The following is a 20,060-nucleotide window of genomic DNA, read 5'->3' as shown; positions in this document are numbered from 1 at the left end:
ATCTGGGGAGCGTACGTGCACCGGTTGGGGGCGCGTCCGCTCGGTGTGGATGTTCACCACGGAGTCTATGGCCGGTGGGCGGTGAGGCCGATGACCAGCCACATGAACAGGGTGCCCCCGATGGTCGCCAGGAGGGTGGCTCGCGTGGGGTGGTCGGTGGTGTGGGCTTCGGGGAGGATGTCGGCGGTGGCGAGGTAGAGCAGGAAGCCTCCGAAGAAGCCCAGGTAGGCGGCCAGCACCGGCTCTGGGATGTGGATCAGGAAGGTCAGCGAGGCGCCGGCGATGGGAGCCACGGCGTCCAGGAGCACCAGCGTCGCGGCCCGCCGCCGGGCGTTGCCGTACAGGGTCGTGAGCGTGAAGGTGTTGAAGCCGTCGGTGAAGTCGTGCGCGATCACCGCGATGGCCACCACGAAGCCGAGCTCGCTCCCCGTCTGGAACGCGGCGCCGATCGCCGTGCCGTCGATCAGGCTGTGGACGACCAGGGCCGACCCGGCGCCGAGGCCGACGGCGGCGTGCCGGTGGCTGTGGCTGGCGTAGTGACCTTCCTGCACCTCGTGGACGGCCAGGGATCGTTCGATGACGTGGATCGTGAGGAAGCCGAGTGCGAGCGTGAGCATCGGCACTGGCACGCCCAGCAGCCGGTACGGCGCGAGTTCGAGACCTTCGGGGATGAGGTCGAAGGCCACCACGCCCAGCATCACTCCGGCCGCCGCGCCGAGCACCATGTGCCGCCTGTCCTGGACGCGCTGGGCCACGATGCCGCCCAGGAGGGTCATGACGAAGGCGGCGAAGGCCAGCACGATCGGCATGAGGCCACCGTAGACACCTAAGACGGTACCGAGCCGGGCAACACGCAAGATCAGGCTGGGTAGGGGGTGCCGCGGAGGGGGAGGCCGGCCTTGCGGTAGATGTCGTCGATCACCGTCATGTTGGCGATCGAGTCCTCGGGTGGAGTGAGGGGAGGGGTGCCGTTGTCGACGGCTGCCGCGAATGCGCGGAGTTGGTAGGTGTAGGTGGCTTCGCCCGGTACGCGTTCGCGCCGCCGCAGCCCGTCGACCGTCACGGTGACGCGGTGGAAGTACTGCGGGGCCGCGTAGTTGGTGATGTGCAGCGTGCCGCGCGTGCCTTGGACGCGGGCGGCGATCTTGAGCAGCCGGCCGGACCACATCGAGGCGTTGATACGGCCTGTGGCGCCCGTGGGGAAGCGGAGATCGGCGGTCATGGCCCGATCGACCCCTGGGGATTGGAGCAGGGCCGATGCTGAGACGACGGAGGGTTCGCCCGGGCCGAGAGTGCGAAGGCAGTGCACCGCGTAGCAGCCCGCGTCCATGAGCGCCCCGCCGCCGAGCTCCAGTGAGTACCGGATGTCGGAGAAGCGGGGGAGTGGGAAGCACATCCAGGTCTCGACGTGCCTGATCTCGCCGAGCTCGGTGCGGACGATCTCCAGCGCCCGTTCCACCAGCGGGTGGTAGCGGTAGTGGAAGGCTTCCATGGCGACCAGCCCGGACTTCTCGGCCGCCTCCGCGACGGTCCTGGCCTCGTCGGCGTTGGACGTGAAGGGCTTCTCGCAGAGGACGTGCTTGCCCGCTTGCAGCGCGCGCAGCGTCCATTCGGCGTGCAGCGCGTTCGGCAGGGGGTTGTAGACGGCGTCGATGGACGGGTCGGTGACCAGGGCCTCGTACGAGTCGTGGACGACGGGGATGCCGTGTTTGGCGGCGAAGGCTTCGGCACGTGGGCGGTCTCGGGCGGCGACGGCCGCCACTTCTACCGTGTCGACGGATCGGGCCGGCTTGATCAGCGCGCTGGGGGTGATCCGGGCTGCCCCAAGAGTCCCGATTCGCATGATCGCATCATGCCAGACGGAGTGCCGGATCTATGCCCGCGCCCTGAGTCCATCGTGCGGAGTTCGCGAACGTTCGCCGGTTGCCCGACGTATGGGGCGCCGGCATCGCCGTACCTCTTCTCGCCGTCGCGGCGCCGAATGGACACGCACCACACCGGGCGGTAGGGGTAGGCCGCCCGCCGACGGTTGGTCGCCGTGCTGTTCGGCACGGCGGGGCGCACAGCTTCTCCTTGTCGGCCTGGTGGCGGATGCGTGAGCGCTGGGCCGGGTGGGATGGAACGCCGTCTGGTAAGGCGGGTGGTCGCCGGAGTAGGGGTACCCGGGAGTGCCTGGGGAAGGGTCCCGTGGTCAGTGGGGTGGGACTAAGATTTTGGGCCATGTTCGTCGGCACGGCTTCTCCTGAGATCTCACTGAATGGCGGTGATGTGACGGAGGGTGTCGTGCGCGTAGGCGACACCGTGCGGCGGCCGATGAGTGCGTCCAGCCCGGCCGTGCATGCTCTGCTCGAGCACCTTGAGGCGGTGGGGTTCGAGGGCGCGCCACGCGTGCTCGGCATCGACGAGCGGGGCCGCCAGATCCTTTCCTACATCCCCGGCAGCGCGGCGACCCGTCCTCTCCAGCCGCACGCGGTGAGCGATGAGGCTCTGGCCGACCTCGCCTTGCTGGTACGGCGGTTCCACGACGCCGCCGAGAGCTTCGTGCCTCCGCCGGATGCCGTGTGGGAGGGAGGCTCCGCCGACGACGCGGCGCCGGAGCTGATCGGTCATTGCGATATCACTCCCGAGAACGTGATATTTCGCGGGAAAAGGCCTGTGGCGCTGATCGACTTTGACCTGGCCCGCCCGACGACCCGGCTGTTCGACGTCGTGACCGCCTTGCGGCACTGGGCGCCGATCGCGGATCCCCTTGATCGCGACCCTCTGCAGTGTGATCTCGACGTCGGCGCGCGGCTCAGGCTGTTCTGCGACGCGTACGGCTTCGGGGCGCGCGATCGGCGCCGGCTGCTGGAGGTGAGCCGCCTTCGCTTCGACCGCTCGTACGTCGCCATGCGCACGCGGGCGATGACGAAGGGCGGTGGCTGGGCCCGCATGTGGGAAGGTGGCGCCGGTGAGCGCATCCGCCGGGCTTCGGCCTGGCTCGACACCCACTGGGACGACCTCGACGCCCACCTTCACTGAACGAACCACGCAGAACCAAGGATGTAGGACGGAACGTGTAGGACGCAGCGCGCAAGCACCGGCCTGATGCGCAGCTTGTTCACAACCGTCGAGCGCCTCGGCTACGTCGATCCCTTCTTCTGGAAAGTCTGAACGATCACACGCATTGGGAAGTCGAAGACAGCCACCTCAGGGAACATCCGGGCATTCGTGCAGCCGGGGAATCCCGGGAAGCCGTTCATGAAGGCAGGGAACCCTCGGAAGCCGTTTGCGAATCCGGGGAGCGCAGGGAACCCCGGGAAGTCGTTGGCGAATTCGGGGAGCGCGAGGAACCCGGCGAAGCTCGGAACAGTGAGTCGGCCGGCGAAGCCAGGAAAGAGCCGGGCCGTGGGGTGGAGTGGGCGGGCGGTCGGGCTGCTCGCCGGGGTGGCGCTCGACGCGGTTCTTGCCGATCCGCAGAATCGCGCCCACCCGGTCGCGCTGTTCGGCCGCGCCGCCGCCGCGCTGGAAAGCCGCCTGTACGGGAAGGCGCGCGCGAGAGGCGTGGCCCACGTGGGGCTGTGCGTCGGCTCGGCGGTGGTCCTCGGGGTGGCGGCCGAGCGGCTGACCAGGCGTTCGGCGCCCGCTCGCGTGGCCGTCACCGCCGTGGCCACCTGGGCGGTGCTCGGCGGTACGACCCTGGCCCGCGAAGGGGCGTACATGGCGAGTGCCCTCGAATCGGGCGATGTCGCCGCCGCGCGCGCGAGGCTGCCCCACCTGTGCGGACGTGATCCGTCCGGCCTGTCCGAGGCTGAGCTGGCCCGCGCGACCGTCGAGTCGATCGCAGAGAACACCTCGGACGCCGTGGTCGCCCCGCTGGCCTGGGGCGCGGTGGCGGGCGTGCCCGGCCTGCTGGCCTACCGGGCGATCAACACGCTGGACGCGATGATCGGTCACCGCTCCGAGCGGTACGAGAGATTCGGCTGGGCCGCCGCGCGCCTGGACGACGTGGCGAACTACGTCCCGGCCCGGGTCACCGGAGTACTGGCCTGCGTGCTCGCTCCGCTGGTCGGCGGGTCGCCCCGTGCGGCTGCGGCCGTACTACGCAGGGACGGTCACCGGCATCCCAGCCCCAACTCGGGCCGGTGCGAGGCTGCGTTCGCGGGCGCGCTCGGGGTCCAGTTGGGAGGCCGCAACGACTACGGCGGCCGGGTGGAGCACCGCCCTGAACTCGGCGACGGCCCCCGTCCCGCCGTAGGCGACATTTCCAGATCCGTACGGCTCGCGCGCGCGGTGAACGTCTCCTCCGTCGCACTCGCGGTCGCCTCGGCGTGGGCGCTGCGAGGCCGGCGCGGCAGGCGGCGATCGAGCATCTGATAGGCCGTCATCGAACTGTCCGCGAAAGAAAGTGACCCCCTGGGCATCTCTCCAGAAAGAGCCCCCCTGGGCATCTCTCCAGAAGGAGATCCCCAGGGGCATCTCTCCGCGAATCCGGCTTCGTCGAGGTCTGAAGCTCCCTACCCCGGCGGACTCCCGTACAAGGAAGGTCTCCTGGGCGCCTGGGTGCGGATTTGTGGGGTCTGGCATCTTTGGGGGGTGGTCAAAGGGACGATTCTGGTGGCGGGGACGACTTCGGACGCGGGCAAGAGCGTCGTCACGGCGGGCATCTGCCGATGGCTGGCCCGCCGTGGAGTTCGCGTGGCGCCGTTCAAGGCGCAGAACATGTCGCTCAACTCGTACGTGACCGCGGACGGGGCCGAGATCGGACGGGCGCAGGTCGCGCAGGCGCAGGCGGCCGGCATCGAGCCCATCGCCGATATGAACCCGATCCTGCTCAAGCCCGGCAGCGACCGCCGTAGCCAGGTCGTCGTGCTCGGCAAGCCGCTCGCCGACGTGGACGCGATGGAGTACGGCGCTTACAAGGACCATCTCAGGACGGTCGCCCTGGAGTCGCTCAACCGGCTCCGCTCGGTGTACGACGTGGTGGTGTGCGAGGGGGCCGGCAGTCCCACGGAGATCAACCTCCGCAAGGGGGACATCGCCAACATGGGGCTGGCCCGCGCCGTCGGCATCCCCGTGATCGTCGTCGGGGACATCGACAGGGGCGGTGTCTTCGCCTCGCTGTACGGCACGCTGGCCCTGCTCGACGCGGGAGATCAGGCGCTCATAAGCGGTTTTCTGATCAACAAGTTCAGAGGGGCGCCTGAGCTGCTCGAACCCGGGCTGGACATGCTGCGGGAGCTCACCGGGCGTCCGGTGTACGGGGTGCTGCCCTGGCTCGGCGGGCTCTGGATGGACCTGGAGGACTCCCTCGCGCTGGACAACCGCCCGGCCGACTTCGCCGCCGCGCAGCCGGGGGCGTCGGGGAGCCTGCGGGTGGCGGTGGTGCGGTACCCGAGGATCTCCAACTTCACCGACGTGGACGCCCTCGCGGCCGAGCCCGGCGTGGTGGTCCGGTTCGTCGCCTCGGCCGGCGACGTCGCCGAGATCAGGGAGGCTGACCTGGTCATCCTGCCCGGGTCTCGTGCCACGGTCTCCGACCTCGAATGGCTTCGCCGTACGGGCCTGGCGTCCGCGCTGCTCGACCGGCGGGGCCCCATCCTCGGGATCTGCGGCGGCTACCAGATGCTCGCGCGCTCGATCCGCGACGACGTGGAATCCGGCGCCGGGCTGGTCGAAGGGCTCGGGCTGCTCCCCGCGACCGTGGAGTTCGCCCGGGACAAGACCCTTTCCCGGCCGATCGGCGAGGCGTACGGCTGCCGCGTCGCCGCCTACGAGATCCACCACGGACTCGTGACCCTCGACGGCCGAGCCGGCAGGGAACTCGAGCCGTTTCTCGATGGCTGCCGGGTGGGCGCGGTGTGGGGGACCACCTGGCATGGGGCGCTGGAGAACGACGGCTTCCGTCGCGCCTTCCTGGCAGACGTCGCCGCGAGGGCGGGTAAGGAGGACTTCGCTCCCGCGCCCGGCGTCTCGTTCGCGGCGCTCAGGGAACGGCATCTGGACGCGCTCGGCGATCTGATCGAGCGCCATGTCGACACCGACGCGCTGCTCGCCCTCATCGAGAAGGGCGCCCCGGTGGGCCTACCGGCGCTACCTCCCGGAGCGAAGTAGCTCTGCCCGCGCTGTTCGGGTCTGCCGTGCGGAGTCCGGAAGGACCGTAGGCCTGGCCGTGCCGCCTCCCGGGAGGGCCGTAGGCGTGCTGTGCTGCCTGCCGGAGGTGGGTGATGGTCGTGTGGGAGAATCATCGCGTGCTGGTATATGACGGCGATTGCGGGTTCTGCCAGCGTTGTATCGACTTCGGGCGCAGGCATCTTCCCGTGATGCCGCGGGTGAGCCGATGGCAGGAGCTCGACCTGGGCGACCACGGGCTCACCTTCGACGAGGTGACCCGGTCCGTACAGCTGCTCGGTCCCAACGGTCTTCGCGCCTCGGGTGCCCGTGCCGTCGCGCTGCTGCTCGCCGTACAACCTGTGGCCTGGTGGCGCGCGATCGGGAAGATCATGCTCGTGCCCCCGGTGAGCTGGGCCGCGGAGGCGGTCTACCGCCTGGTCGCCCGCAACCGCCACCGGCTCCCGGGCAGCACCGGCACCTGCGCCGCCGGCCGCTGACCGCCCTCCGATCTGGTCGAATCGTCGTCAGGAGGGCCGCCAGCGCCGGATGAGCTGATCGGCGAGGTCCGGCAGGTCTTGTGCGACGAGGTTCGGCTGCGGCAGGGAGTCGACGGGCAGGGGAGCGTTGCCCGGCCGGGTGACGAGGCCCGCGGTGTAGCCGACGCTCTGCGCTCCCACCGTGTCCCAGACGTGTGCCGCGACCATGAAGCACGTGGTCGGCGGCACCCTCAGGCTCTGGGTCACCAGGTGGTAGGCGTGCGGGGCGGGCTTGTAGGCGCGGGTGGTCTCGATGGTGAACTGCCGCTCGAAGAAGTGCGCCAGTCCGGCGTGTTCCAGCGGGCTCCGCCCTTGTGGGTTGGACGGCGAGTTCGTCAGCGTCACCATGCGGAAGCCCGCGTCCTTCAGCCGGCTCAGGCCCGGTTCCACGTCCGGATGGGCGGGCATCGTGAGCATGCCCGTCCTGAGCTCCTCGATGTCGGCGTCGGTGACCCGCACCCCATGGATCTCGCCCACCATCCGCAACAACCCTTGGCCCAGGGTGAAGAACCCCTCGTAGAGACCCGAGAGGGTGATCGTCATCGAATACATGATCAGGTGACCGAGCCACTCGCGCATGACGCGCCTGTCGCCGAAGATCCTCTCGAAGAGCGGGCTCATCGACTCGAAGTCGATGAGCGTCTCGTTGACGTCGAACACGAGGACCGAAGGTTCTCCACCGATCCACTCGGCGGACCCTGAGGTCTGCCGGGCTCCGGATGTTCCCAGGTCATGGTTCATCGGTCTCGTCCCCCTTCTGCGCACGTGATCTCGACCGGCCGCACACGGCCACAGGATCGCCCCGCCCGATCCGCGAGTCGACGATCACTGGCCGAAGGATCACAGCACCGCCGCCGCGGCCCCCGGTGCCACGCCTTGATCTGCGGAAGCTTGTACATCTATGGAGGCAATCGGTCCGGCCCGGCAAACCGATCGTGATCCGGCCGCCTCCCCCAGGAGTGCCATGCCTGCACGCTGACCCCGGGACGCTTCGACACAGGTCGAATCGACGACGCCAGGCCGCCACGGCCAAGGCGGCGATCACCCGACGGCTGTTCCCGTCAGACCCAAGACCGCGATGCAGGGGTCCGCCTTATGCCTGGCTTTGTCTAGCGGATAGGTTGAATAGATAGCTTGACCTGCGCCTTCACCGCAAATGAGATCATTTGGGGGGGATCATGACAGGAAGGCTCAGACCGTCCTCGATACGGGCCCGCTACACGGTCACTACGGCCGTGCTGTTTCTGATCACCTTCGCGCTGATCGCGTTCGGCATCGACTACACGGTCCGGCTCAGGATCGAGGCCACCACCTTCATGGAGACGGAGCGCGTGGCCACCGACTGGATCGCGTCGCTGCGGCCCGGCAGTATCCAGCCGACCCCCACGGGCTACGTGAACCTTCTCCAGCTCGTCGACTCCCAGGGCCGGGTCGTGGAAGCCAGCGCGCCACTGGCGGGCAGGCCGCCTCTGAGCTCGGTACGGCCCGCCGTCGACGACCGGATCCTCAACCGCGTCGAATGCTCCGCGTACGACGGGTGCGTCATGCTCACCGCGGTCCGCGTCCCTCCCCAGGTCGCCCGCCAGATCTGGGGCGGGGAGACCCACATCGTCTACGCGGGGACATCTCAGCCGCGCATCCTGGCGGAGCACCACCTGGAGCTCACCGCCGCCGCCGGCGCCCTGCTGGCCACGGTCCTCGCGGCGTGGACGACCTGGATCGTCGTGGGCCGGACGCTGCGTCCCATCAAGGCCATCCGCGAGAAGACCTCCGAGATCACGGTGACCGACCTGAGCCTGCGGGTGCCCCAGCCCCCCGGCAGGGACGAGATCGCCCAACTCGCCCGCGCCTCCAACCAGACCCTCGCCCAGCTCGAAACGGCTGTGCGGCAGCTACGCCAGTTCGCCTCCCTGGTCACCCACGAGCTCAGGTCCCCGATCGCCGGCCTGCGCGCCCAGCTGGAGGAGGCGCTGCTGTACCCGGGGGAGGCGGATCCGCGCAGCACCATCCAGACCGCGCTCGCGACCACCGAGCGGTGCGAGGCGATCATCAACGAGGTGCTCACCTACGCCCACATCAGGACCGCCGTGCCCGCGCCGCACGAGCGCGTCGACCTCGGCGCGCTGGTGCGGCAGGAGGTGGCGGCCCGCGTCAGGGGCGTGCCGGTGCGCGCCTACGTCAACCACGACGTGCAGGTCATCGGCAACCCGCTGCACCTGACCGGGCTCCTGAGCAACCTGCTGGTCAACGCGCAGCGGCACGCCGCCACCGAGGTCGAGGTCACCGTCGACCACTCCGACGGCCAGGCCGTGGTCACCGTGACCGACGACGGCGACGGCATCGCACCGGAAGATCGTGAACGGGTCTTCGAACCCTTCATCAGACTCAAGGACGGCCGGCGCCGCGATCCCAACGGCAGCGGGCTCGGCCTCGCCATCTGCCGCGAGACCGCCGGCAGCCACCACGGAACCCTCCGGATCGAGGACTCGCCCAAAGGCGCCAGGTTCGTCCTCCGGCTGCCCGCCGTCAACGAACCACCCGGCCCATGACCAGCCGTCGACAAATCACCCGGTCCATGACCAGCCGTCAACGAACCACCCGGTCCATGACCAGCCGTCAACGAACCACCCGGTCCATGACCAGCCGTCGACGAACCGCCCGGTCCATGACCAGCCGTCGACGAACCGCCCGGTCCATGACCCGGCCGAGCCGTCAGAGCCGCCGCGTCCCTGCCGGCGTACGTCGGTAGAGCTTCCTTTGCCCGGACGTTGCCGGTTCCGGGAAACGAAGGGGTGCCCAACTGTCCATGTCCGGTCCTACCGGGGCACCGGGCAGCGGCGCCAGGATTCGACGCATGACAGCAGTGGTGGAAACCGAGGGGCTGACCAAGTTCTACGGTAAGCGCCGGGGGCTGGAGGATCTCACCCTGGAGATCCGTCCCGGCGAGGTGTTCGGGTACCTCGGCCCGAACGGCGCCGGCAAGACGACGACGATCCGCCTGCTCCTCGACGTGATCCGTCCCACGCGCGGCGCCGTCCGCGTGCTCGGCGCCGACCCCCGTGACGCGTCCGTCCGGAGCCGCATCGGCTACCTCCCCGGCGAGCTGGCCCTCGAAGGCCGGGAGAAGGCGAGCGAATACCTCCACTTCCTGGCGGGAGTGCGGGGCGGCGTGCCCAAGGGAAGCATCGACGTGCTGGCCGAGCGGCTGGAGGCCGACATCTCCGTGCGGATGGGCCAGCTCTCCAAGGGCAACAAGCAGAAGGTCGGCCTGATCCAGGCGTTCATGCACGAGCCCGAGTTCCTGATCCTCGACGAGCCGACCAGCGGTCTCGACCCCCTCGTCCAGCAGGAGTTCCTCTCGATGGTCCGCGAGGTCCGCACGGCGGGGCGTACGGTGCTCATGTCGTCCCACGTCCTCGCGGAGGTCGAGCACGTCTCCGACCGGGTGGGCATCGTCAGGGGCGGCAGGCTCGTCGCCGTGGAGGACGTCGCCGCGCTGCGCGAGAAGGCCGTGCGCCGGGTGGAGTTCCACTTCGACGCCCCGGTGCCCGAGGAGGCGTTCCGTGACCTGCCGGGAGTGCGTGACCTCAAGGTCACGGGCGCGAGCGTGAGCTGCACCATCGACGGCCGTCCCGACGCGCTGATCAAGGCGGCGGCGCGGTTCACCGTCGTCCACATGGTCAGCGCGGAACCCGACCTGGAAGAGATCTTCCTCACCTACTACAGCGAGGACGTGCACCATGCCCACGTTGGTGCGTAAGACCCTGCGCGACTACCGTCGCGCGATCATCGGCTGGGCGGTCGGCATCTGCGTCTTCGTGGGGTTGTACACCTCTTTCTTCCCCCAGATGCACGCGAACCCCGACTTCTACAGCCAGGCGGCGATCGCGAAGTACCCCGACAGCGTGCGGAAGCTGATGGGCGGGCTGGAGAACATCACCAGCGGCGTCGGCTTCCTCCAGGCCGTCGTCTACCAGCTGTTGGTACCCCTGCTCTTCATCATGTGCGCGGTGATCCTCGGCAACAAGGCCATCGCGGCACCCGAGGAGTCCGGCACGCTGGAGCTGACCCTCACACTGCCGCTGGACCGCAAGCGGCTCGTGCTGGAGCGCTTCGCCGCGCTGGCCATCGGGCTGCTCGGCGTCGCGATCGCCTCGCTCGCCGTGATCGTCGTCCTCGGGTCGGCGGTGGACCTCGGGGTGCCCTTCGGAAGGATCCTCGCGGCGCACACCGGCCTGTACCTGCTGGTCCTGCTCTTCGGGGCGCTCGCGGTGGCCGTGGGCGCGGCGACCGGCCGCAAGGCCCTCGCCATGTCGGTCGCGGGCGCGTACGCGGTGGCGGGGTACGTGGTGAACGCGCTGGCCGCCGACGTCGAGGCGATGAGATGGCTGAGCCGGCTCTCGCCGTTCCACTACTACAGTGAGGGGAATCCGCTGGTCAACGGCTTCCCGGTGGGCGACTACCTGGTGCTGCTCGCCGCGACCGCCGTGCTGGTGCTGACCTCGGTGCTCTCCTTCGACCGGCGTGACGTAGGAGTCTGATGGACGTTCTCGCTCACGTGAGCGAGGCCACCGGGGTGCCCGCCGACCTGCTCGGCGGGTACCTCTCGGTGCTCACGGCCGCCTCCTCCACGGGCCGCTTACCCGGCCGTGACGCCATAGAGGGGCTGCGCGCGCTCGGGACGGCCGCCGCCGAGCGCGGCGTGCCGATGCGCTCGCTCACCGACGCGTGCCTGCTCGCCTGGGAGCTCACCTCCCGCCCCGCCGACGCCCCCGTCCTCGGAGCGGTACGCCGGGCCGTGGCGGCGTACTTCGACGGGTACGAGGAAGCGCAGCTCCAGGCGATCCGGCAGGAGGACGAGGCCCGGCGGGAGTTCATCGGCGACCTGCTGCAGGGACGGGCGGACCGGCTGGCCGAGCGTGCCGAGCACTTCGGGCTCCGGCTGGCCGAGGCGTACGTGGTGGCCGTGGCCAGGGACGTCAAGCCGATCGCGGACGGCGACCCGCTCATCCGCCGGATCGAGCAGGCGCTCATCGCCCGGTTCGGCTCGCACAACGTCCTGATCGCGGCCCGCGACGGGCTGCTGGTCTGCGTGGCGCCCGCCACCCTGACGGCGGCCACCGGCGAGTTCACCCACCACGTGCGCGGGAGCCTCGACGCCGGCTGGCGGGTGGGCATCGGCCGTCCGCACCGCGGCCCGGGAGGCGTGGTGACGTCCTTTCGCGAGGCGAGCGACGCGATCGGGCTGGGGGAGAGGCTCGGCCTGCGGCCCCAGGTCCTCAAGGCGGCCGACCTGCTGGTCTTCCCGGTACTGCTGCGCGACCGCGACGCCATCGAGGACCTCGTCGCGACCGTGCTGAACCCGCTGCTGCACGCGCGCGGCGGCCCCGAGCCCCTGCTGGAGACGCTGGACGCGGTCTTCGGCGCCCAGGGCAACCAGACCGCCGCCGCCCGCAGGCTCGGCATCAGCACCCGGGCGGTCACCTACCGCCTGGAGCGCATCCGGCGGCTCACCGGCTTCTCTCCTGACGACCCGACCCAGCGCTTCACGCTGGAGACCGCCGTCCTCGGAGCCCGCCTCCTCGGCTGGCCGCAGGACACCGGTTCCTAGACGTCCCGCGCCGCGGCGGTACGTAGGAGATGACAGTGGTTTACCGGCTTTGTAAGCTCTGTCCGGGAATGGGAAGCGTGGCCTACCATACGGAGCGTGATCACCCCCCTCCGCCTGGTCCGCAGGTCTATCGGGACCCTTGTGGGGTTGGGCGGCGTCACATGCTGCCTGACCATGCTCTTCCTGAGTTCCCGCCTTCTCATGGACATCGGAGGGAGCTGCGCCTCAGGTGGGCCGTACGTGGTGGCCACGCCGTGTCCGGACGCGATCGGGTGGATCATGCCGGTGTCCATCGTCGGCGGGCTCGCGGCGGTGGGGATCTACGCCGTCAGCCTCCTCCCGGTGGGCCCCCGGCTGATCCCGCTGGCCTGGCCCGCGCTGTTCCTCAGCCTCGGCTGGAACTTCCTGGATTCCTCGCTCGAAGGGCCCGGCGTCGAGGTCGCCTTCCTGATCTGCGCCGTGGTCTTCGCGTTCATGGGCGGCGTGCCGCTCTTCTTCATGCTCAACCGGGACGGGTTGCGCATGCTGTTCTGGGGACCGTCGCCGAAGCGCGCGCCCACGCCTCCCAAGGGAGGGGTGCGGTGGACGACCTCGGTCGTGCTGCCCGGAGAGAACGGCCGGCCCGGCGACGACCGGCGCGTCCAGGACGACCTGCCCGGTGCGGGCGACCCGTTCGGTGCCGGCGACCGGCCGAGGGACGCACCCGTACACCTGGCGCCCGCCGGGCCGCGCTTCGTCGAGCTGACCCCGCAGGACGCCATGACGGGCGACGGCTCCGGCGACCTGGTCGGCCAGCTCGAACGGCTGGCGGTACTGCACGAGACCGGCAGGCTCGACGACGACGAGTACGCCGCCGCCAAGGCCCGCCTGCTGAACGGCTCCCGGTGACCCCCGAGCCGGTCCTTGCCAAGGGAGCACGATGAACAACGAGACCGCGCTGCGCGCCTGGGCGATCGCGCTCAGCCTGATCGCGATCGCCGGGGGCGTCTACCTGGGCGTTCTCATCTTCGATCTCGCGACGTCCGGCTGACCTCAGGGGATCAGCAGGAGCTTGCCCGTCGTACGGCGGCCTTCGAGGTCGTCATGGGCCTTGCCCGCGTCGGCCAGGGGGTACTTGTTCGAGATGTGGACCTTGAGGGCGCCGGAGGCGACCCAGCCGAGCACGTCCCGCGCCCGCCCGAGCAGTTCCTCGCGCGTGGCGGCGTAGTGGGCGAGGGTGGGCCTGGTCAGGAACAGCGAGCCGCCCTGGTTCAGCCGCTGCGGGTCGAACGGCGGCACCGGGCCGCTCGCCGCCCCGTACAGGGCCAGCATGCCGCGCGGCCGCAGTGAGGCCAGGCTCCCCTCGAAGGTCGCCGCGCCGACGCCGTCGTAGACGACGTGCACGCCCTGGTCGCCGGTCAGCTCGCGCACCGCCTCGGCGGAACCCTCGTACGGGATCACGTCGTCGGCGCCGGCCTCCCTGGCCAGCTTGGCCTTCTCCTCGGTCGAGACCGTGCCGATCACCCGGCCTCCCCGGAGCTTGACCATCTGGGTGAGGAGCAGCCCCATGCCGCCCGCCGCCGCGTGGACGAGCACGTCGTCCCCGGTCTGCACGGCGTACGTCGAGTGAGTGAGGTAGTGGGCGGTGAGCCCCTGGAGGATCACGGCCGCCGCCAGCTCGAAGGACAGATCATCAGGAAGCGGGATCGCCCGGGCGGCGGGGACGGCGACCTTCTCCGCGTAGCTGCCCAGCACCCCCTGCCAGCCCACCCGGTCGCCGACCGCGACATCCGTGACGTTCGCCCCCACCGCCGCCACGGTGCCCGCGCCCTCGGACCCGACGCCGAACGGAGCCTGGAGCGGGTAACGGCCCTCGCGGTGGTAGACGTCGATGAAGTTGACGCCGCTCGCCGCCACGTCGACCAGCACGTCATCGGGCCCTGGCACGGGATCGGGCACCTCGGTGTACTCGAGCGCGGACGACCCACCAGGGCTGGAGACGACGATGGCATGCATGACGCTGGACTCCTTCGCGAGCAGACGGTGCCTTGCTCGTGCCCAACCCCAGGTGCCCTATGCCTTGTTCCCTCCGGGCCACCTTTGCGGGACCATGCCCGCGGGGCCAGGATTGTCGGGGGGAACCTCCGCCGGACAGGCGTGTTCCGGCCACAACAGAAGTTTCGGCCAGCAGAAGAAAAGACGGGAGCTGTCGAAGGATGACTGCGACGACCATCGCGACTCGGGGGCAGACGCTGACCTTTCCCGACGGCTTCATCTGGGGAGCCGCCACCGCCGCCTACCAGGTGGAGGGCGCCGCGGCGGAGGACGGCCGGGGCGCGTCCATCTGGGACACCTTCACCCGCACCCCCGGAGCGGTCTTCGAGGGGCACACCGGTGACACGGCCTGCGACCACTACCACCGGTACCCGGGCGACGTGCGGATGATGAAGGAGCTCGGGCTGGAGGTCTACCGGTTCTCGGTGGCCTGGCCGCGCGTCCAGCCCGGTGGCTCCGGCCCCGCCAACGCCGCGGGTCTCGACTTCTACGAGCGGCTGGTGGACGAGCTGCTCGCGGCCGACATCGCCCCGTACGTGACGCTCTACCACTGGGACCTACCGCAGGCGCTGGAGGAGGCGGGCGGCTGGACAAACCGCGACACCGCCTACCGGTTCGCCGACTTCACCCAGATGGTGCACGACCGGCTCGGCGACCGGGTCGGCACGTGGATGACCATCAACGAGCCCTGGGTGCAGGCCTTCCTCGGATACGGCATCGGCGTGCACGCTCCGGGCCGTACGTCGCCGGCGGACGCCTTCCGCGCGGCCCACCACCTGCTCCTCGCCCACGGGCTGGGCGTCCAGACGCTGCGCGGCGCGGGCGCGCGGGAGATCGCCCTCACGCTGAACCTCGTCCCCGTGGTCACCCCCGCCCAGGTGAACGACCCGGAGCTCGCGCTGTCCGCCGAGGACGCCGAGGCGGTGGACCGGGTGGACTGCCTCATCAACCGGCAGTTCCTCGACCCGGCGCTGCGCGGCGAGTACCCCGGCAAGGTGCTGTCGATCGTCGACCGCCACGCCGGCCTCGGCCACATCCACGACGGTGACCTCGCGACCATCAACCAGCCGATCGACCTGCTCGGCATCAACTACTACACCCCATGCGTCGTACGGTCGGGGCCGGGCGAGCCGGCCAACCCGGCCTACCCCGGCACCGAGGACGTCGAGTTCACCGGCGCGTACGCCCCGACGACCGCTACCGGCTGGGCCATCGTCCCGACCGGCCTTTCCCAGCTCCTCGTACGGCTCGCGCGTGACTACCCCGAGGTCGGCCTGCTCGTCACGGAGAACGGCGCCGCGTTCGACGACGTGGTGTCGGGCGAGCGCGTGCACGACGCCGACCGCACCGCCTTCCTGGAGGGCCACCTGCGGGCCGCGCACGCCGCCATCGAGGCCGGGGCGGACCTGCGGGGGTACCTCGTCTGGTCGCTACTGGACAACTTCGAGTGGGCCGAGGGCTACAACAAGCGCTTCGGCATCGTGCACGTCGACTTCACGACGCAGCGGCGCCTGCTCAAGGACAGCGCGCGGTGGTACCGCGAGGTGATCCAGCGCAACGGGCTGTGGAGGGAACGCACCCGGCGCCCCACGCTCGAAGAGGTGGCGGCCCGGGCCGGGGTGTCCAGGTCGACCGTCTCGCGGGTGATCAACGGGCAGGCCACGGTCAGCGACGAGTTCCGGGCGACCGTCATGCACGCGGTCAACGAGCTCGGCTACGTGCCGAACTCGGCCGCCCGCAGCCTCGTCACCCAGCGCACGGACACGATCGGCCTGGTGGTCCTCGACTCGCCCACCCTGCCCTCCCGTGCCGCCTCCCCGACCGACCCCCGCCCCGGGACAGTGGACGGCTTCCGTGCCGGAGACGATCCGCTGTTCTCCTCGGTCGTGCGGACGGCCGTCCACGCGCTGGAGGAGCAGGGCAAGCAGGTCACGCTCATGCTCGCCGGTTCCGCGCGCAGCCGGCTCCGGGTGGAGCAGTATGTCGCGGCGGGGCACGTGGACGGGGTCGTGGTCGTCTCCACGCGCGGCGCCGACCCGCTGCTCGGCGCGCTCGCCCGTACGGGCATCCCCACCGTGTCGCTGGGCAGGCCGGCGGTTCCCATGGCCCTGCCGTACATCGACAGCGACGACGTCGGCGGGGCCGTAGCGGCGGTCACCCACCTGCTCGGCACGGGACGGCGGCGCATCGCCATGATCTGCGGCCCGCTGGACAGCGTCGCGGCGCAGTCGCGGCTGGAGGGCTACCGGGACACCCTGCGCGACGGCGGACGCCGGTCGATCGTCGCGATCGGCGACTTCACCCGCGCGTCGGGAGCGGTCGCGATGCGTCAACTCCTCCAGGACGACCCGTCGCTGGACGCCGTCTTCGCCGCCAACGACCTGATGGCGATCGGAGCCCTGAGCGTGCTGCACGAAACAGGGCGCAAGGTCCCCGAAGACGTCGCCGTCGTCGGTTTCGACGACATCGAGGCCGCCTCCTACACCATCCCCCCGCTCACCACGGTGAACAGCCTCAGAGAGGACCAGGCCCTGGCGGCGGTCCGCCTCCTCCTCCGCCACATCGACGGCGGCCCCGTCTCCGCCACAATCCTCCCCACCGAACTCATCATCCGTAAATCCAGCTGAGTCTCGACCGGATCAGATCTCACGGAGTTCGACGGCCTGGCGCTGTGGGCGGCTGACACACGTGCCTACGCGGCGCGGGGTTTTTGGGTGGGCATCAGATGGGTGCCCACCCAAGTGGGTGACGGGTGGGTCGAATCGGGCCCCGCCGAACCCGGGAATCCACGTAGCGGCCCGGTGCTCCGCTCAGCGGGGTGCGGACGTGCCATGCGGCGCATACCACGGTATGCTTGCCCCATGTCCGGTACCACGCGTATCACGGTCACCCTTCCCACCGAGCAGGTGGCCGAGCTCCGGAAGCTCACCGACAATGTCTCCGGCTACGTCGCCGAGGCGGTGGCGCGACAGATCCGGCACCAACTCCTGGGTGAGGATCTCCGTCGCCATCAGGAGGCCCACGGCGCCTTCACGGAAGAGGAGTTGTCCGAGGCTCGAGCCAAGATCCTTGGTGCCGCTCGTCCCGCAGGGCGGACGGACGTCGCGTGACCGAGCACTTCGAGACCGTCGTTCTGGACTCTCAGGGTTTGTCTGCATGGATTGCCGAGGACCGCAAGTTCCTTGCGATGTTGCAGCTGTTCCACGAGACGGCGGCTGATCTCGTCGTCGGCGCCAACACCATCGTTGAAGTCAGCCACCCCCGGGTGAACATGCCCCGGTTGCGTTGGACGCTGTCTCGGGTCAAGGTCGAGCCGGTGACCGAAGACGCGGCGAAGGCCTCGGCGGAGTTGCTCAAAGCCGCGGGTTTGCACGGCCACAAGTATGCGATCGACGCAACCGTGGCAGAGACGGCACTGCGCCAGCCTGGTCCGGTTGCGATAGTGACCTCCGACATCGACGACATGGCCAGGCTGTGCGGTGGTCGCGTACGCCTCATCGGTCTCTAAAACGCAGCGTAGTCGCCCGCCTGGCAGTCCTCGCCTTCGGCTCGGGCAGCGCCTCCCAGGGGGCCTACCGGCCCCCTTCGACCCCCCAACGCTCCGCCTACCTATATGCCTTTCCACCTGGAAAGATGATGATCGTTTGCCCCGCCTCCGTATGGGCGGAAACTTGTACATGCAGCGACCGGATCAGATCTCACGGTTCAGGATGATGTTCGGCCGCCTCCAAGCGATAGCCCTCGATCCACGCGAGTCCCTACACCTCATCCGGACTGCCGCCGAGGAGATGCGATCATGAGTTCGCTGATTTTGTGCTGATGACGCTTCCGGAAGTGGCTCGAAAGCATATGGAGGTATTGATGGCCGTGGGAACCTACGAGTACCAGAGCGACTTCGCGAAGAAATACGTCGCCGAGGGAAAAGCAGAGGGTCGGGCTGGTGCAATCTTCATAATTCTGTCCGGTCGCGGCATCTCGATCTCGGATGAAACGCGTAGCCGTATTCTGGCTTGCGAGGATCTGGCACAGCTCGATGCCTGGATCCAGCGGGCCGTGACCGCCGTGGTTATCGAGGACCTCTTCTCCTGACGGTCTGTTGCCGTACGTCCCAGTCGCAAGCCTGATGCTCAGGTCATCCGTTACACCGCCTTCAAGTGGGACTGCTTCCTTGATGGCGTGAGGAACGGCGAGTTCGACGCCCCTGGCGCTGTGGGCGGCTGACACACGTTCCGGTGCTGGTGCGGGGTTTGGGTGGGCATCAAGTGGGTGCCCCGGTCAAGTGGGCGACGGGTGGGGCGAATAGAGCCGACGCCTTCGGCCGGTTCTCGTTCTCCCGCCCGGCCTCCCCAGTCGACCCCGCCCAGGCACCTGCGGCGACTCCCATCCGGAGTTCACGCGCACAGCGGGCTCGCTCTACCTAATTTGCCGCTGATGACGCCGCCCGAGGTGGCTGGGATGCATATGGAGGTATTGATGGATGCGGGAACCTACGAGTACCAGAGCGACTTCGCGAAGAAATACGTCGCCGCGGGAAAGGCGGAGGGCAGGGTCGAGGGAAAGGCGGAAGCGCTCTGCATCGTCCTGTCTGGTCGAGGGGTCCTGATTTCGGATGAAACGCGGAGTCGCATCCTCGCCCACAAGGATCTGGCGCAGCTTGATGCCTGGATCCAGCGCGCCGCGACCGCCGTGGTGATCGAGGACCTCTTCTCCTGACGACCCGTAGTTTGCGGTCGGGGTAGCCGGGGCTCATAGGCGGTAGCGACTGACCTGGCATGCTGAGGGTGTGGGGGTGGGATTGCGGGTTGAGGGGGCTTTGTGGGGGTTTCTGGCGGCGCGGCATCGGTGTGATGAGGTGTGGGTGCGCCATGACGGGACTTCGTCGCTGGGGCATGTGGTGGAGTCGCTCGGGGTGCCGTTGCCGGAGGTGGGGCGTCTGGTCGTCGGCGGGCGGGAGGTGACGCCGTCGTACCGGCCGGAAGCGGGTGAGGTCGTGAGGGTTCTCGCGGTGCGGCGGCCGCAGGTGGTTCCCTCTCAGCGGTTTCTCCTTGACGTGCACCTTGGGACGCTCGCGCGGCGGCTGCGGCTGGTAGGGGTCGACACCGCCTACGAGAACGATCTCGATGACGACGCTCTGATCGTCCGGGCGAACGCCGAGCGGCGGGTGCTGCTCACCCAGGACCGTGGCCTGCTGCGCCGGAGAAGCCTCTGGCTGGGCGCGTACGTCAGGGGCGCGCGGCCGGAGGAGCAGTTCACCGACGTGCTGGAGCGTTTCGCGCCCTCGCTCGCGCCCTGGACCAGGTGCCCGGCGTGCAACGGCCCGGTGGCCCCGGTGGAGAAGGACGAGGTGGAGGGCCGTCTGCGGCCGGGCACTCGCCGGAGCTATGACACGTTCGCACGGTGCCTCGTGTGTGATCACGTTTACTGGCGCGGTGCGCACGGAGCCCACCTGGAGGCGATCGTCGAGGAGGCGGAGCGCATCGTCGCCGCCGCCGCGCTTCCACAGGCGAAGTAGCACTGCCGCGACCTCGGCGTGGGCTCGCGTGTGGCGTTACCGGCCGCGATGGGCTCCCAGGTGGCGCCGGCGGTCGCGAGCCGGATGTGGTGGTACCCGCTGGGTTATTTCCAGGTATGCGGCGATAGAGGGATTAAATGCTGGAGCCGTGGGCCCGCGCCCGCCAGTTGGGGTGTACCCCTATCGGTCGGCGAAAAGGTTCGCTTGCCGCCCTGTTCTGCAATCATGACTATTTGTAGCCCCACATGTCGAAATGGGAGAAATCGGCCTGATG

Annotated in this window: 20 protein-coding genes and 1 pseudogene; 17 read left to right on the top strand and 4 right to left on the bottom strand. The window is 69.5% G+C overall.

What is annotated here, in order from left to right; translation table 11 throughout:
• Positions 1–65: 65 nt before the first annotated feature.
• Both OG589_RS27360 and OG589_RS27355 read right to left on the bottom strand, forming a co-directional pair.
• Entirely contained in the window at positions 66–809 is a 744-nt protein-coding gene (locus tag OG589_RS27360; RefSeq protein ID WP_405140645.1) for a ZIP family metal transporter, read from the bottom strand.
• A gap of 50 nt (positions 810–859) precedes the next feature.
• Positions 860–1,843, bottom strand: a complete 984-nt coding sequence (locus OG589_RS27355) for a Gfo/Idh/MocA family protein (protein WP_405140644.1) — start codon at positions 1,841–1,843, stop codon at positions 860–862.
• Positions 1,844–2,283: 440 nt separating this feature from the next.
• Between OG589_RS27355 and OG589_RS27350 the strand changes: the two genes are divergently transcribed.
• The 4 genes from OG589_RS27350 (at position 2,284) to OG589_RS27335 (ending at position 6,590) form a co-directional block, all read left to right on the top strand.
• Positions 2,284–3,021 (top strand): phosphotransferase, encoded by a 738-nt coding sequence (locus tag OG589_RS27350; RefSeq protein ID WP_405140643.1) that lies wholly within the window; start codon positions 2,284–2,286, stop codon positions 3,019–3,021.
• A gap of 366 nt (positions 3,022–3,387) precedes the next feature.
• A complete protein-coding gene (locus tag OG589_RS27345; protein WP_405140642.1) occupies positions 3,388–4,356 on the top strand; it encodes a cobalamin biosynthesis protein in 969 nt (322 codons plus the stop codon).
• 240 nt (positions 4,357–4,596) lie between these two features.
• Positions 4,597–6,093: a cobyric acid synthase gene (locus tag OG589_RS27340; RefSeq protein ID WP_405140641.1), complete on the top strand. Its 1,497-nt coding sequence runs from the start codon at positions 4,597–4,599 to the stop codon at positions 6,091–6,093.
• A gap of 113 nt (positions 6,094–6,206) precedes the next feature.
• Positions 6,207–6,590, top strand: a complete 384-nt coding sequence (locus OG589_RS27335; protein WP_405140640.1) for a thiol-disulfide oxidoreductase DCC family protein — start codon at positions 6,207–6,209, stop codon at positions 6,588–6,590.
• 27 nt (positions 6,591–6,617) lie between these two features.
• On the opposite strand, the gene OG589_RS27330 is transcribed toward OG589_RS27335, so the two are convergent.
• Positions 6,618–7,370 carry a haloacid dehalogenase type II gene (locus OG589_RS27330; RefSeq protein ID WP_405140639.1) on the bottom strand — a complete coding sequence of 251 codons (753 nt, stop codon included), beginning with the start codon at positions 7,368–7,370 and terminating at the stop codon, positions 6,618–6,620.
• Positions 7,371–7,864: 494 nt separating this feature from the next.
• On the opposite strand from OG589_RS27330, the gene OG589_RS27325 reads away from it, so the two are divergent.
• The 5 genes from OG589_RS27325 (at position 7,865) to OG589_RS27305 (ending at position 13,128) form a co-directional block, all read left to right on the top strand.
• Positions 7,865–9,178 (top strand): sensor histidine kinase, encoded by a 1,314-nt coding sequence (locus OG589_RS27325; RefSeq protein ID WP_405140638.1) that lies wholly within the window; start codon positions 7,865–7,867, stop codon positions 9,176–9,178.
• A gap of 305 nt (positions 9,179–9,483) precedes the next feature.
• Positions 9,484–10,389 carry an ABC transporter ATP-binding protein gene (locus tag OG589_RS27320; RefSeq protein WP_405140637.1) on the top strand — a complete coding sequence of 302 codons (906 nt, stop codon included), beginning with the start codon at positions 9,484–9,486 and terminating at the stop codon, positions 10,387–10,389.
• Entirely contained in the window at positions 10,370–11,170 is an 801-nt protein-coding gene (locus OG589_RS27315; protein WP_405140636.1) for an ABC transporter permease subunit, read from the top strand. The genes OG589_RS27320 and OG589_RS27315 overlap by 20 nt, the downstream gene beginning before the upstream one ends.
• Positions 11,170–12,240 (top strand): PucR family transcriptional regulator, encoded by a 1,071-nt coding sequence (locus OG589_RS27310; RefSeq protein ID WP_405140635.1) that lies wholly within the window; start codon positions 11,170–11,172, stop codon positions 12,238–12,240. The genes OG589_RS27315 and OG589_RS27310 overlap by 1 nt, the downstream gene beginning before the upstream one ends.
• 174 nt (positions 12,241–12,414) lie before the next feature.
• Entirely contained in the window at positions 12,415–13,128 is a 714-nt protein-coding gene (locus tag OG589_RS27305) for an SHOCT domain-containing protein (RefSeq protein ID WP_405140634.1), read from the top strand.
• A gap of 144 nt (positions 13,129–13,272) precedes the next feature.
• Here OG589_RS27305 and OG589_RS27300 read toward each other — a convergent pair whose 3' ends face one another.
• On the bottom strand, positions 13,273–14,235 hold the full coding sequence (locus OG589_RS27300) for a quinone oxidoreductase family protein (RefSeq protein ID WP_405140633.1): 963 nt from the start codon (positions 14,233–14,235) through the stop codon (positions 13,273–13,275).
• Positions 14,236–14,435: 200 nt separating this feature from the next.
• Here OG589_RS27300 and OG589_RS27295 point away from each other — a divergent pair, with 200 nt between their 5' ends.
• From OG589_RS27295 to OG589_RS27260, 8 genes and pseudogenes are all read left to right on the top strand, one after another.
• Complete coding sequence (locus tag OG589_RS27295) at positions 14,436–16,901, top strand: GH1 family beta-glucosidase (protein ID WP_405140632.1); 2,466 nt, start codon at positions 14,436–14,438, stop codon at positions 16,899–16,901.
• A gap of 234 nt (positions 16,902–17,135) precedes the next feature.
• A complete protein-coding gene (locus OG589_RS27290; protein WP_405140631.1) occupies positions 17,136–17,384 on the top strand; it encodes a hypothetical protein in 249 nt (82 codons plus the stop codon).
• The gene (locus OG589_RS27285) at positions 17,381–17,782 is read left to right on the top strand and encodes a DNA-binding protein (RefSeq protein WP_405140630.1); all 402 of its coding nucleotides are present in this window, start codon (positions 17,381–17,383) and stop codon (positions 17,780–17,782) included. Before OG589_RS27290 ends, OG589_RS27285 begins: the two co-directional genes overlap by 4 nt.
• 151 nt (positions 17,783–17,933) lie before the next feature.
• Entirely contained in the window at positions 17,934–18,074 is a 141-nt protein-coding gene (locus tag OG589_RS27280; RefSeq protein WP_405140629.1) for a Scr1 family TA system antitoxin-like transcriptional regulator, read from the top strand.
• Between the two features lie 13 nt (positions 18,075–18,087).
• Entirely contained in the window at positions 18,088–18,363 is a 276-nt protein-coding gene (locus OG589_RS27275; protein WP_405140628.1) for a hypothetical protein, read from the top strand.
• Between the two features lie 18 nt (positions 18,364–18,381).
• Positions 18,382–18,495: pseudogene (locus tag OG589_RS27270) on the top strand (hypothetical protein); the annotation flags it as partial.
• Between the two features lie 210 nt (positions 18,496–18,705).
• On the top strand, positions 18,706–18,987 hold the full coding sequence (locus OG589_RS27265) for a hypothetical protein (RefSeq protein WP_405140627.1): 282 nt from the start codon (positions 18,706–18,708) through the stop codon (positions 18,985–18,987).
• Between the two features lie 70 nt (positions 18,988–19,057).
• Positions 19,058–19,786, top strand: a complete 729-nt coding sequence (locus OG589_RS27260; protein WP_405140626.1) for a Mut7-C RNAse domain-containing protein — start codon at positions 19,058–19,060, stop codon at positions 19,784–19,786.
• Positions 19,787–20,060 lie beyond the last annotated feature (274 nt).

This window comes from Sphaerisporangium sp. NBC_01403 (assembly GCF_045040145.1).
Classification (GTDB): domain Bacteria; phylum Actinomycetota; class Actinomycetes; order Streptosporangiales; family Streptosporangiaceae; genus Sphaerisporangium; species Sphaerisporangium viridialbum.
The sequence above is the reverse complement of the archived record's forward strand: the minus strand, read 5'-3'. Positions and strand labels throughout refer to the sequence as shown.